Below are 13,867 nucleotides of genomic sequence, written 5' to 3'. Positions count from 1 at the left end.
CCAACCACCTGTAACCAGAACTGCCAGAAGAGCGATAGGACGTCGGGAGCCAAAGTGACTGTGGGGACACTCTAGAATGCTGACCTTTCTGCGCCGGCTCTGCCTGGCAATGACCACCCTAGGCGCGATCTGCAGCCCCGCGCTCGCCGCCAACAACACGACTCCGCTGCTTTACAACAGCCTCGCCCACGCCGCTCCAGAACTCAATCCCCAAGTGCTGAAAAGTGCCTTGAGCGCCATGCAATGCGCCGTCAACAGCGGCGCCAGGCAGGCCCGGCACCTGGCGGTCATCGACTATTCGCAACCTTCCACCGCCCGCCGCCTGTGGATCTTCGATTTGAATAAAAGAACCCTGGTGCTGCGCGACCTGGTCGCCCACGGGCAGAAATCCGGGGAAAACTTCGCCACCCAGTTTTCCAATCGCATGGGCAGCTTCCAGTCCAGCCTCGGCCTGTTTCGCACCCAGGAAAGTTATGAAGGCAGCCACGGTTATTCGCTGCGCATGGACGGCCTGGAACCAGGCTTCAACGACCTCGCCCGCGATCGGGACATTGTGATTCACGCGGCCGACTACGTGAGCCCCCTGTGGAGCCGACGCCAAGGGCGCATCGGCCGCAGCCTGGGTTGCCCGGCCGTGCGGCCACAGGTGGCACGCCAGGTGATCGACCGCCTCAAGGACGGTCAGTTCATGTTTTCCTGGTACCCCGACCAGCAATGGCTGAAATCCTCGCCCTATCTCAACTGCCAGCCACGCCAGGTGGCCAGCATTGTCGCCGCCAGCGGCGGTTAATCCGTTCGTCCCTCAACCGGCGGCTAAGGCCGCCGTTTCCGGCTCTTCGGGTATTTTGACGAAGATGCTGTATTTGGCCCCTTCCATCGCTTCGAAAGCGATGAGTTTGTCCACCAGCGGGCCGCTCAGCACCTTGCCGGCATTGAGCAGCAGCATGCCGTTGTCGGCATTCAGGTTGCGCGCCAGGGTCATGCCGGCAGCCAGGTCCCGGGTGGTCAGGACCCTGACCGTCGGATCGGCCAGGGTGACATCGTTCTGATAGGCCGCGCAGACGCCGACGAAGTCCTCCACCAGGTCCGGATCGTAGAGTTTGCCGGCGTATTTGCGAATGAACAGCAGCGCCTCATCGCTGTTCATCTGCCGTTCGAGGATCAGCCCACGCTGCAACTCGATGAAGTCCACGGCCAGCTTGAGCCAGCGCGAGCCCAGCGGAATCGCCTCGCCCTTGAGATGATCGGGAAAACCACTGCCATCCCAGCGCTCCTGGTGATGCAGGATGATGCGCGCCGCGTCCTTCATCGGCTCCAGGGTCATCAGCAGCGATTCGCTCTGTTTCGGGTAGGCGCGGTACAGGTCGCGCTCGGTGTGGTGCAGCAGATCCGCTGGCGCGGTCATCATGCTGTCGGTCCAGCTCAGCTTGCCGATGTTGTACAACGCGGCGGCCATGGTCATGTCGCGGCTTTCGCTTTCGTCCAGGCCATGGGTGATGCAGTAGACGCGAATCAGTTCGATGATCTGCCGGTTGGTCTGCTTGGCCTTGGGCAAGCGCAGGTTCGCCAGCAGCGAAAACACCTCGGTGCCGGTCACGTAGCTGCGCTTGAGCTCTTCATAGGCCAGGTCGAGCATGTCGGCGGTCTGTTGCAGCTCGGCGGTGCGCGCCGCAACGCGCTTTTCCAGGGTCGAGTTGAGGCTCCTCAGTTGCTCGTTCTGCTGCCGGGTCAGCGCTTCCAGACGCAGGCGCTCGCTTTCGGAATGGTGATGGGCCAGGGCCTGGCGCAGCGTCACCAGCATGTCCTCGTCGTTCCAGGGCTTGCTGATATAGCGATGGATCTGTCCTTCGTTGATGGCCTTGGCGATCAACGTCATGTCGGCATAACCGGTGAGCAGGATGCGCAGCGTCGATGGATAACGCTGATGGATATGGGCCAGCAAGGTCGCGCCGTCCATGCCCGGCATTCGGGCGTCGCTCATGACCACGTCGACCGGCCGCTGTTCGAGGATTTCCAGGGCCTTGGTACCGCTGTCGGCCAGCAGGATGTCGTAAGGCTGGCTGCGTAACAGCCGGCGAAGGCTATTGAGAATCGATTCCTCATCGTCGACCAGCAGTACCGTCGATCTGTCCTGGGCTGCGCCCGCTGTATGTTCTTCCATGTCTCCCCCTCCCCTTTGACTTCGATCAGACCTGCCTTCTGGGACAGGCTAGATGACTTGTAGCGTTTCGGCATGGATTTGACGCCGGCCGATTAGCGCATACAGGGGAGCCTGACTATGCTCAAGGCGAAAATGGATTGCATGTCCAGGAAGCAGGAAGGGAAGCCCGATGAGCCTATCTATAAGGTCCCCGCGCTGGGTTGGAGCACGACGATGATGGCGTCGGCAGACCGGACCAACCGGCGAATTCTGATCGTCGACGACACGGCGTCGATCCACGAGGATTTTCGCAAGATCCTCGCCGCCACGGATGCCCCCGAAGACGGCCTCAGCGACGCCGAGGCCGCCCTGTTCGGTACGCCCGTGAGTGCCGCGCTGGAGCACTTTTTCCTCGACTCGGCATTCCAGGGCCGGGAGGCGCTGAACATGGTGCAAGCGGCGCTGGAACGCAATGCGCCCTATGCCATGGCCTTCATCGACATGCGCATGCCGCCTGGATGGGACGGCCTGGAAACCATCGAGCGGCTGTGGCAGGTCGACCCCAAGCTGCAAATCGCCCTGTGCACCGCCTACTCCGACTACTCGTGGGAAGACATCGCCGAGCGCCTGCAACTGGGCGACCGCCTGCTGATCCTGAAAAAGCCCTTCGATGCCATCGAGATCCGCCAGATGGCCAGCGCCCTGACCGTCAAATGGCAGATGACCGAAGACGCCGCGCTGAAAATGGACCAGTTGGAACAGGCGGTCGAGGAACGCACCCGCGAGCTGGCCGATGCCAACATCATCGTGCAGAACAGCCCCACCATCCTCTATCGCCTGCGCGGCGAGCCGTCGTTCAAGTTGATGTACATCTCCCACAACATCACCAAGTTCGGCCATGTGGCGGCGCAACTGGTGGCCTCGGCCGACTGGGCCCAGACGCTGATCCACCCCGATGACCAGGCCAAGGTCGAGAGCGCCATGCTCCGGGTCCTCGACCGGGATGTGGCGGGAGCGTCCATCGAGTTCCGCATGCGCACCGGCGACGGTGCCTTCCGCTGGGTGGAAAACCGCTACATCCCGGTGCGCAACGACCAGGGCCAACTGGTCGAAGTGGAAGGGATCATCCTCGACATCACCGAACGCAAGCTAGCCGAAGAAAAGATGGCCCTGATGGCCCGCACCGACAGCCTGACCGGGCTGGCCAACCGCGCCACCCTGATCGAGCGCCTGCACCAGGCATTCGCCGCGGCCCGGCGGGGATCCTCGCCCTTCGCGATGTTTTACCTGGACCTGGACCACTTCAAGCGCATCAACGACACCCTCGGCCACCCCATCGGCGACCTGTTGTTGCAGGAAGTGTCCCGACGTATCAGGGCCTGTACCCGGGAAAACGATGTGGTGGCGCGCCTGGGTGGCGACGAGTTCGCGATCCTGCAACTGGACGTCGACGAGGCCACGCACTGCGCCGCGCTGGCGACGAAAATCCGCGACACCCTGGTGCTGCCCTACTCGCTGGAAGGTAACGAGGTGCGTATCTCGGTGAGCATCGGCATCAGCCTCTACAGCCCGCAGACCCTGAGCGCCGACAGCCTGATGGCGCAGTCGGACATGGCGCTGTACCGATCCAAGGACCAGGGCCGCAACCAGTTCCATTTCCACAGCGAGGAAATCAACCGGGAAGTCACGGAGCGGGTGACCCTGGCCAACGAGTTGAAGCTGGCCCTGGAACGCGACGAACTGCACCTGCATTACCTGCCGGAAGTCGATCTCGGCACCGGCAGGATCCTCGGCATGGCGGCCCAGGTCCGTTGGCTCCACCCCCGGCGCGGCTGGCTCGAGGCCGAGGATTTCATGCCCGCGGCCGAGAAGACCGGCATCGTCATCGCTCTCGGCCATTGGCTGCTGGACCAGGCTTGCCGGCAGATGAGCGCCTGGCGCGACCAGAACGTGGCGCCGCCGTTGATTGCGATCCATTTGTCCCTGGTCCAGCTCAAGACCGGATCGGAACTGATCTACGACGTGCTGCGCACCACCACGCGCTGGGGCCTGTGCCCGTGGGACCTGAGATTCGACGTCACCGAGGGTACCCTGGCCCAGACCAAGTGGACCCACAACGATATCCTGCCGAGGTTGTGCGAGCTGGGCGTGAAGATCGCCATCGACGATTTCGGCACCGAGTATTCCTCGTTCGACTACCTCAAGACCTACAGGGTCAACCACCTCAAGCTTGCCCAGCGTTTTCTCGACAGCGCCAGCAGCGACCCGGACAACGCCATGACGCTGCGGGCCATCCTCAACTTCGCCCGCGAGGTGGGGATCGGGGTCACCGCTGAAGGGGTGGAAACCCAGGAGCAGCGCACCACCCTGATATCCAGCGGCACGCCACTGGGGCACTCACTTGGTACGGCAGTCGACAGCGACCAGGCTGGCGAACTGCTCAAGGCCAGGTCTGTCGCTATGGATGGCAGTGCCTGGCCGGCGGATCCCACGTCGGAGCATTTCAGGTGAGCCCTTTATCCGTGGCGCCCAATCGGCGGATTCTGATCATCGACGACACACCGGCGATCCATCAGGATTTTCGCAAGATTCTCAGCCCCGAAGACGAAGGGCTGTTGGGCAGCACCGAAGCCTTGCTGTTCGGCGTCAACAGCAGGCCTCACCAGCACTTCCAGATCGACTCCGCCTACCAGGGCGAAGAGGCCGTGGAACTGGTCAAGCGCGCCCAGGCCGAAGGCCGGCCGTATGCCCTGGCTTTCATTGACATGCGCATGCCACCCGGCTGGGATGGCCTGCAGACCGTCGAACGCCTCTGGAAAACCGACCCGCAGCTGCAGATCGCTTTATGCACGGCGTTCTCCGATTACTCCTGGGAAGCCATGGCCGAACGCATCGAGTTCGGCGACCAGCTGTTGATCCTGAAAAAGCCATTCGACAGCCTGGAGATCCGCCAGATGGCCAGTGCCCTGACCTGGAAGTGGCAACTGGCGCAGGACGTGGCGAGCAAGATGCGCAACCTGGAACAGACCATCGAGGAACGGGTCCAGGAACTGCTGAGCGTGTCGCACCTGCTGCATTACGATGTGCTCACCGGGCTGCCCAACAGCACCTTGCTGGGCGACCGCCTGACCCAGCACCTGTCACAGTCACGCCGTCATGACCGCAAGCTGGCGGTGATGTTCATCGGCCTGGACCGTTTCAAACGCATCAACAATGCCCTCGGGCACCCGGCGGGAGACGAAATGCTCAAGCTCGTCGCCCAGAGCCTGGCGGCGGCGGTGCGCGAGTCCGACTCGGTGTTTCGCTACGGTTCGGACGAGTTCGTGGTGATTCTCGGCGACATCCTGCATCCGCAGCAGACCCGAGGGGTGGCCGAAAAACTCCTGGCCGCCGTCAATACCCCTCACTCCGTGGCAGGCCACGACCTGACGGTCACCGCCAGCCTGGGCATCAGCATCTACCCCGACGACGGTTCCGATGCCGTAACGCTGATCAAGAAGGCCGAGACCGCCATGCGCAACGTCAAGGATTGCGGCCCCAACGACTTCAGTTTTTTCATCGACGACATGAACCTGCGCGCGCGCCAGCAGCAGACCCTGGAAACCGGCCTGCGCCTGGCGTTGCAGCGCGAAGAGTTCGTCCTGCACTACCAGCCCAAGCTGGACCTGGCCCGGGGCACGGTGGTCGGCGCCGAAGCGCTGGTGCGCTGGAACCGGCCCGGCCATGGCTGGGTGTTCCCCTCGGCCTTCATCCCGGTGGCCGAAGACAGCGGACTGATCGTCGCCCTCAGCCAATGGGTATTGCGCCAAGCCTGCCTGCAATCCCAGGCCTGGCAAAAGCAGGGCCTGCCCCCCATCTGCATGTCGGTGAACGTGTCGGCCATCGATTTTCGCCAGCGCGACTACGTCGAGCGTCTCACCCGCACGCTGACCGAGACCGGGCTCGCCCCGAAGCTGCTGGAGCTGGAAATCACCGAAAGCGTGCTGATGCAGAACGTCGACGCCACCATCGCCACGCTCCGCGCCATCAAGCAACTGGGCGTGCGCCTGGCCATCGACGACTTTGGCACCGGCTACTCGAGCTTGAGTTACCTGCAGAAGTTCCCGGTCGACGTGCTGAAGATCGACCAGTCGTTCGTGCGTGACCTGGGTACCGACAGCAACGACGCGAAACTGGTCAGCAGCATCATCGACCTGGGCAAGAGCCTCAATCTGAGCATCATCGCCGAAGGGATCGAGACCCTCGAGCAACTGGACTTCCTCAAGCGCCACCATTGCGAGGAAGGCCAGGGCTTCTACTTCAGCAAGGCCGTGGAGCCCGACGCCTTCGCCCGCTTCCTGGTCGACTCCCTGCAACCTCACCTGCCCCATCCATGAAGTTGTGCCTGGTAAGGAAACCTCCATGTTGTCACTCGTCTTACTCCTTTCGACTGGCTTGCTGTTCGCTCCAGGCGCCGCGGCTGCGCCACTGGAAGGACCGCTCAAACCCCTCCCCGCAGTTCCGGTGCTGGACAGCAAACGGGTCGAACTGGGACGACGACTGTTCAACGACCCACGCCTGTCGGTGAACAACAGCCTGTCATGCGCCAGTTGCCATCGCCTCGACCAAGGTGGTGCCGACACCGTCCCGCACTCCCTGGGTTTCGATGGCAAGCCGGTGGTGGTCAATACCCCGAGCGTGTTCAACGCCAGCCTGAACTTCCATCAGTTCTGGGACGGTCGGGTCGAGACCCTGGAAGACCAGGTGCATATCGTGGTGCAGAGCCCCAGTGAAATGGGCAGCGACTGGAAAGTCGTGGTGCAACGCATTGCCGACGACCCGGCCTATCGCACCGCCTTCGCCGACGCCTACCCCGACGCCGTGACCCAGAGCAATATCCAGGGCGCCCTGGCCGACTACGAGCGCACCCTGCTCAGTGTCAACTCGCGCTTCGACCAGTACCTGGCGGGCAACACCGAGATCCTCGACATCGAGGAAAAGTACGGCTACCAGCGCTTCCAGGAATACGGCTGCATCGCCTGTCACCAGGGGGTGAATATCGGCGGCAACATGTTCCAGAAATTCGGCGTGCTCGGCGACTACTTCGCGGCCCGGGGCAATCCGACCGAGGCCGACCTGGGACGGTTCAACGTCACGGGCGAAGAAGAAGACCGCAATGTGTTCAAGGTGCCGAGCCTGCGTAACGTCGCGGTCACCGCGCCGTACTTCCACGACGGCTCGCAAGCCACCCTCGAAGGCGCCGTGGCGGTGATGTTCAAGTACCAGTTGGGGCGTACACCGTCCGAGGAAGACAAACGTCTGATCGTCAAGTTTCTCAAGACCCTGACCGGCGAGTGGGAAGGCAAACCCTTATGAAAGTATCCCGTCGCGTGAGCATCCTGCTGCTGTCCGCCCTGGCGGCCCTGCTGGCTTCGATCCTGTTGTTTCTCTACCTCAAGTCCAGGTCCGACCAGACCGTGACCTACACCGAATCCCGCGACCTGATCCGCCAGATCAAGCAGCAGGATTCGCTGTGGGAGAACGAAATACTCAAGGCCAGGGTGGCCATCACCCACAACTACGACCCACTGGTTTCACCCCTGGGCGAAATGACGCGCCTGTGGCAGAAATTCGACTCGATAGAGGCTCAGAACCAGCGCAACAATTCGCCGCTGTGGCGCAACGCCCATGACGGCTACCTGAGCGCGATAAAGGAAAAGACCCGGCTGGTGGAACAGTTCAAGTCGCACAACTCCGTGCTGCGCAACTCCCTGGCCTTCCTGCCGACCGCCGAGGACGACATCCAGCAGGAGCTGGCGCAACTGCAGGACGTGGACAAATTGCAGTTGCAAAACATCGCCACCGATACCTACGACCTGTTGCTCAGCAGCCTGGAGTTCGCCCAGGTCACCTCCGCCGACCGGGCCGCGGACATCCTGGTGGGCCTGAACAAGCTGGCGGTCAACAAGGAGCGCTTGCCCACAGACTTCCATGAGCTGATCGATACCCTCAGCAACCATGTCGGGCTGATCCTGCGCGAGCAACCCAAGGTCAACCGCCTGCTCGAGGAAATAGAAGTGGTGCCGGTCGACGAACGCCTGGACGACATCACCGTCCTGCTCAACCGCGACCAGCAGCAGGCCGAGACCGTCGACCAGCAGTACCATTTCTACCTGCTGCTGTTTTCCGCGCTGCTGGTGCTGCTGCTGATCTGGCTGGGCATCCGCCTGATCCGCAGCTTTGCCGAGATCAACCAGATGAACCGGGCCCTGGTGACCGCCAACGACGAACTCGAGCAAAGGGTCGAAGAGCGCACGCGCCAGCTCAAGGACACCCAGAGCGAGCTGCTCGACACCGCCCGCCAGGCCGGCATGGCGGAAATCGCTACCAACGTCCTGCACAACGTCGGCAACGTGCTCAACAGCGTGAACATCTCCGCCGACCTGGTCAGCCGCAAGCTGCGCAACAGCAAGGCCCAGGGGCTGGGCAAGGCGATGCAACTGATCAACGAGCACAAAGAGGACCTGGGCAGCTTTCTCACCGAGGATGCAAAAGGCAAGTTGCTGCCCGGCTACCTGAACCAGCTGGTCGAGGCCATCGACCTGGAACAGCAAGGCATGACCGAGGAGCTGACGCAACTGAGCAAAAGCGTCGATCACATCAAGGACATCGTCGCCACCCAGCAATCCTATGCGGGTGCCAGCAGCCTGCTGGAACCCCTGTCGATCAGCGAACTGCTCGAAGACGCGCTGCGCATGAACTCCGGCGCCCTCACCCGCCATCATGTGACCGTGCTCAAGGATTACGCCGATGTGCCGCGGATCATGGGCGACAAACACCGCCTGCTGCTGATCCTGATCAACCTGATCAGCAACGCCAAGTACGCCATGTCCGACCTGGCCAACCAGACGCGCAACATGACCCTGGCGGCAGCGGTGGTCGACGGCGAAACCTTGCAGATCAGCGTGCGCGACGAAGGCGAAGGCATCGCCCCGGAAAACATGACCCGCATCTTCGCCCACGGCTTCACCACCCGTAAGGAAGGCCATGGGTTCGGCCTGCACAGTTGCGCACTGGCGGCCATCGAGATGAATGGCCACCTGACCGCCCACAGCGACGGTCCGGGCAAAGGCGCGCTGTTCGTCCTGCAGATCCCACTGATCCCCGCCGAAGGTGAGTCATGAACAACCCGATAAACCGGCGCGTCCTGCTGATCGACGACACCCCTGCGATCCACGACGACTTCCGCAAGATCCTCACCCCCAAGACCGGCGACAGCGCCGACCTCGATGCAATGGAAAGCACGCTGTTCGGCAGTGCGCCGAAAACCGCCGCCACGGTGTTCGAACTGGACTCGGCCTACGGTGGCCAGGAAGGCCTGGGCAAACTGCTGGAGGCGGCGAGCAAGGGCCAGCCCTATGCCCTGGCCTTTGTCGACATGCGCATGCCCGATGGCTGGGATGGCGCGCAAACCATCGAAGAGTTGTGGAAACACGACCCACTGCTGCAGGTGGTGGTGTGCACCGCCTATTCCGATTACTCCTGGGACGAGTTGCTCGATCGCCTGAACGGTCATGACCGCCTGCTGATCCTGAAAAAGCCCTTCGACAATATCGAAGTCCAGCAGATGGCCAACACCCTCACCACCAAGTGGGAAATGACCTTGCGCGCGCAGCTGCAGATGAGCGAGCTGGAAGAACGGGTGGAGCAACGCACCCTGGCGTTCAAGCAGGCTAGCGCCGCGCTGCAACGGGAAATCGACGAGCGCAAGCTGCTGGAAAGCCAGCTGGTGCAATCGGAAAAGCTCGCCTCCCTGGGCCAGTTGGCCGCCGGGGTCGCCCACGAAATCAACAACCCGATCGGCTTCATTTCCTCCAACCTCGGCGCCCTGGACAATTACTTCAAGCGCTTGCAGGAGATGCTCGAGGCTTACGCCAACGCCGAAACCGGGATCGGCGCCAGCGAGCTGCGCGATCGGCTGAAACAACTGCGCACGGACATCGAGCTGGATTTCCTCCTCGAGGACATTCCGTTGCTGATCAAGGAGTCCAAGGACGGCATCGGCCGGGTCAGCCAGATCGTCAAGGACCTCAAGGACTTTTCCCGGGTCGATTCGACCCAGGAATGGCAATGGGCGAACCTGCAACAGGGCATCGACTCGACCCTGAACATCGTCGCCGCCGAGATCAAGTACAAGGCCGACGTGATCAAGGAATACGCCGAGCTGCCGGAGGTCGAGTGCCTGCCTTCGCAGATCAACCAGGTGGTGATGAACCTGATCGTCAACGCCGCCCAGGCCATGGGCAACGAACGGGGCACCATTACCCTGCGCAATGGCGTCGAGGGCGAGAACGTGTGGATCGAAGTGGCCGACAACGGCTCGGGCATTCCGCCGGACAGCCTGCAGAAGATCTTCGACCCGTTTTTCACCACCAAGCCCGTGGGCCAGGGCACGGGGCTGGGGCTGTCGCTGTCCTACGGCATCGTCAAGAAGCACCGCGGCGACATCTCGGTGCGCAGCGAGGTCGGTGTCGGCACCACCTTCCGCGTCGAGCTTCCCGTGCACCAGAGCAAAAAGGCCGGCTGAACGGCGTTCTCGATGACGCCACCGCTTCTGTAGGAGCCAAGCTTGCTGGCGATCCAGGCAGCGCGATGGGTCAGGTAAACCCCCATCGCGGGCAAGCCTCGCTCCTACAGGGACCGTGCATGCCACGAGCCCGATCTCTTGTATGATGGCGCGCTTCAAGAATGGGTCGCGGATTTCGTCTTGCCAATGACCACCGGAGCAAATCCGGCCTGACGCCTTCAGGGCACACAGCGCTTCCCCCGTCTTAAACAGCACGATGCTTTCCCGAGCGCGCCTGGACCTCCGTGCCTGGTATTCGCCGGGGCCGGGATCGCCATCGTCGAGGAGCTTTTCATGGATATGCTTTACCGGGCCTCCCGCCAGGGGCTGCCCGCCCCGCGGTTCGCGCGCAATCTGCTGAGCCTGCTGCTGGCCGGTGCCGCACCCGTGACCCAGGCCGCCGAAACCGAATTGCCGGCGCTGACCGTGACCGGCGAAGACCGCTCCGGTTATCAGGCCAGCAGCGCCGTGGTCGGTGGTTTCGAGGCGGCTCCCCTGCTCGACACGCCGGCCTCGATTGCGGTGATCAACGAAGACTTGATCAAGGACCAGCAGGCCCGCCTGCTCAGCGAGGTGCTGAAGAACGACGCCTCGGTCGGTGAAAGCTACGCGCCGGTCGGTTACTACGAGAACTTCACGGTGCGCGGTTTCTCCCTGAACGCCGCCAGCAGCTACCGGATCAATGGTCGCAGCATCACCGGCGAGCAGAACGTCGGCCTGGAAAACAAGCAGCAGGTGGAATTGCTCAAGGGGCTGAACGGCCTGCAGAGCGGCGTCAGCGAACCCGGCGGGCTGATCAACTACGTGACCAAGCGCCCCACCGACGTACGCTCGGTCACCGTCTCCACCGACGATCGCGGCAGCGGTTATGTGGCCACCGATGTCGGCGGCTGGTTCGGCAGCGAGCAGCAGTTCGGGCTGCGCGCCAACCTGGCCCACGAGGACATCCACTCTTACGTCGAACACACCAATGGCCAGCGCGACTTCGCGTCCCTGGCCTTCGACTGGAACATCAGCCCCGACGCCCTGTTGCAACTGGATGTCGAGTACCAGACCAAGGAACAGCGTTCGGCCCCGGGCTATCAGTTGCTCGGCGGCTCCAGCCTGCCGCACCACGCCTCGCCGAAAAAGCTCCTGGCGCACCAGAGCGGCTCGAAGCCGGTCAGCACCGACGCGCTGAACCTCAACGGCAATTTCGAATACCGCTTCAACGATCAATGGAAAGGCAACCTCAGCGCCTCGCGCAGCCGGGTGGTGATCGACGACTACAGCTCGTTCGCCTGGGGTTGCTATGGCGCCGCCAGTTGCGCCGGCACAACGGTGCCCAATCACTTCAGCCCCGAGGGCGACTACGACATCTACGACTTCCGCAGCCCCGACGATACCCGGCGCAACGATGAGGTGCAGGCCGTCCTCAGCGGCAGCTTCGACACCGCCGGCCTGGGCCACGAACTCAGCGTCGGGACCAGCGCGTTCCGCCGCGTGGTAGACAAGCGCGACCCGATCAACCAGATGATCGGCAGCGCCAATATCAACGGCGAACCAGCGGATTTCGCCCGCTACGACGGACCGCTCAACGACGCCTATCGCCGCCTGGACAGCCGCCAGTACGGGCTGTTCTTCAACGACCGCATCAGCTTCAACGAACACTGGCAGACCGTGCTCGGCGGGCGCGAAGTACGCCTGGACGAGGAAACCTTCGACAGCCAGGGCGACACCACCCGCCACACCCAGCGTTATGTGTTCCTGCCCCAGGCCGCGCTGATCTATAAGCCGGTGCAGAACCTGGCGCTGTACACCCGTTACAGCAAGGGCCTGTCCCTGGGCGGCGAAGCGCCGTGGTTCGCCAGCAATGCCTTCGAGATCCTCGCGCCCACCGTGTCGCGGCAGATCGAGGCCGGCATCAAATACGACTGGCAGCGCATCAGCCTGGCCGCGGCGCTGTTCCAGATCCGCCAGGCCTACCAGTATTCCCGGCCGAATGGCGACGGCACCTTCACTTTCACCCAGCAGGGCGAACAGAAGAACACCGGGCTGGAACTCTCGGCCAATGGCTGGGCCACCCAACGCCTGCAAGTCTCGGCCAGTGTCGCGGCGATCCGCGCGCGGGTCACCGGCAGCGACACCCCGGAGTACGAAGGTCACCAGGCGCTCAACGTGCCGACCCTGCGCGCCAGCCTCTATGGCGACTACGCCCTGCCCTGGTTCGACGGTTTGGCGCTGCTTGGCGGGGTGCAGTACAGCGGTCGCAAATACGCCAACCGCGAGGGCGAAGTGCAGACCGGCAGCTACGCCGTGTTCAACATCGGCAGCCGCTACAGCACCCGGATCGACGGTTACGACACCGTGTTCCGGCTGACCGTGGACAACCTGTTCGACAAGCGCTACTGGCGCGATGCTGGTGAATACATGGGCGATGGCTACCTGTTCCAGGGCGCGCCCCTGACCGCGCGCTTGAGTGCCTCGATCAACTTCTGATCGGGGCCAGGCCTACTGGAAGGCGTCGACCAGGACGTCGAAAATCATCCGATTCGAGGTCCTGACCAGCAGCAGATCGGAACCCGCGCGCCACCACTGGTAACCGTCGTAACGCGGCAACTGCCGGACCAGCCTGGGGTTCAAGCGTCGCGATTGCTGCGCGGGCAACGTCCTGCCCCGGCGAAGGTTCTGCCTGATGTCCGCCGGCAGGGCCGCGGTCGGGCTCCAGTCCCGCTTCGAAGCCTGCAACAGCGTTTTCACCTGGTAGTAGTTGACCACGGGAAGACGCTCCCAATTCGCATGATCGTTGGAGTACCGCGCGTTCGCCTGCGCGCCAGGCGCAGCGTCGGCATCCAGCGGGATCGATAGCAGAATCGAGACGATCGAGATTAAAGAGCCAGCTCTGAACATCGCCTTCTCCAGGCATCATTGCGTCGAGCTTATGGAAAGGGATTCCCCGGCAATAGTTCCCGGGCAGGCGTGACCTGGATGTTTCGGTCAGCAAGGCGCCATGGGCGCAAGGCAGGGTCGCAGGACGCGAGGGCAAAGGCGCTTGAGCGCGCCGCACAAACAAAAACGCCGCTCCTGGGAGCGGCGTTTTTTTTAACCTGGAACGAACAGCGGGTTCCGGGTATTGGCGGCAT

The 13,867-nt window shown here is 62.8% G+C and carries 9 protein-coding genes; 7 read left to right on the top strand and 2 right to left on the bottom strand.

Annotated elements, in window-relative coordinates; translation table 11 throughout:
* The first annotated feature begins 76 nt into the window (after nucleotides 1–76).
* Nucleotides 77–790 carry a murein L,D-transpeptidase catalytic domain family protein gene (locus tag PVZ78_RS10960; RefSeq protein ID WP_009049746.1) on the top strand — a complete coding sequence of 238 codons (714 nt, stop codon included), beginning with the start codon at nucleotides 77–79 and terminating at the stop codon, nucleotides 788–790.
* 12 nt (nucleotides 791–802) lie between these two features.
* On the opposite strand, the gene PVZ78_RS10955 is transcribed toward PVZ78_RS10960, so the two are convergent.
* A complete protein-coding gene (locus PVZ78_RS10955; protein WP_124314088.1) occupies nucleotides 803–2,161 on the bottom strand; it encodes an HD domain-containing phosphohydrolase in 1,359 nt (452 codons plus the stop codon).
* A 213-nt stretch (nucleotides 2,162–2,374) separates the two neighbouring features.
* On the opposite strand from PVZ78_RS10955, the gene PVZ78_RS10950 reads away from it, so the two are divergent.
* From PVZ78_RS10950 to PVZ78_RS10925, 6 genes are all read left to right on the top strand, one after another.
* Nucleotides 2,375–4,651, top strand: a complete 2,277-nt coding sequence (locus PVZ78_RS10950; RefSeq protein ID WP_009049748.1) for a GGDEF/EAL domain-containing response regulator — start codon at nucleotides 2,375–2,377, stop codon at nucleotides 4,649–4,651.
* Nucleotides 4,648–6,516 (top strand): GGDEF and EAL domain-containing protein, encoded by a 1,869-nt coding sequence (locus PVZ78_RS10945; RefSeq protein ID WP_009049749.1) that lies wholly within the window; start codon nucleotides 4,648–4,650, stop codon nucleotides 6,514–6,516. The genes PVZ78_RS10950 and PVZ78_RS10945 overlap by 4 nt, the downstream gene beginning before the upstream one ends.
* 25 nt (nucleotides 6,517–6,541) lie before the next feature.
* The gene (locus PVZ78_RS10940) at nucleotides 6,542–7,495 is read left to right on the top strand and encodes a cytochrome-c peroxidase (protein ID WP_016701870.1); all 954 of its coding nucleotides are present in this window, start codon (nucleotides 6,542–6,544) and stop codon (nucleotides 7,493–7,495) included.
* On the top strand, nucleotides 7,492–9,303 hold the full coding sequence (locus PVZ78_RS10935; protein WP_273828672.1) for a DAHL domain-containing protein: 1,812 nt from the start codon (nucleotides 7,492–7,494) through the stop codon (nucleotides 9,301–9,303). Before PVZ78_RS10940 ends, PVZ78_RS10935 begins: the two co-directional genes overlap by 4 nt.
* Nucleotides 9,300–10,706: an ATP-binding protein gene (locus PVZ78_RS10930; protein ID WP_273828671.1), complete on the top strand. Its 1,407-nt coding sequence runs from the start codon at nucleotides 9,300–9,302 to the stop codon at nucleotides 10,704–10,706. The genes PVZ78_RS10935 and PVZ78_RS10930 overlap by 4 nt, the downstream gene beginning before the upstream one ends.
* A 333-nt stretch (nucleotides 10,707–11,039) precedes the next feature.
* Nucleotides 11,040–13,223 (top strand): TonB-dependent siderophore receptor, encoded by a 2,184-nt coding sequence (locus tag PVZ78_RS10925; RefSeq protein ID WP_273828670.1) that lies wholly within the window; start codon nucleotides 11,040–11,042, stop codon nucleotides 13,221–13,223.
* Between the two features lie 12 nt (nucleotides 13,224–13,235).
* Here the strand turns inward: PVZ78_RS10925 and PVZ78_RS10920 are convergent, their stop codons facing one another.
* Nucleotides 13,236–13,634 (bottom strand): hypothetical protein, encoded by a 399-nt coding sequence (locus PVZ78_RS10920; RefSeq protein WP_016701874.1) that lies wholly within the window; start codon nucleotides 13,632–13,634, stop codon nucleotides 13,236–13,238.
* Between the last annotated feature and the right edge of the window lie 233 nt (nucleotides 13,635–13,867).

This window comes from Pseudomonas sp. SBT1-2, assembly GCF_028640875.1.
Lineage (GTDB): Bacteria > Pseudomonadota > Gammaproteobacteria > Pseudomonadales > Pseudomonadaceae > Aquipseudomonas > Aquipseudomonas chlororaphis_I.
This window is presented reverse-complemented; position numbering and strand designations above follow the sequence as displayed.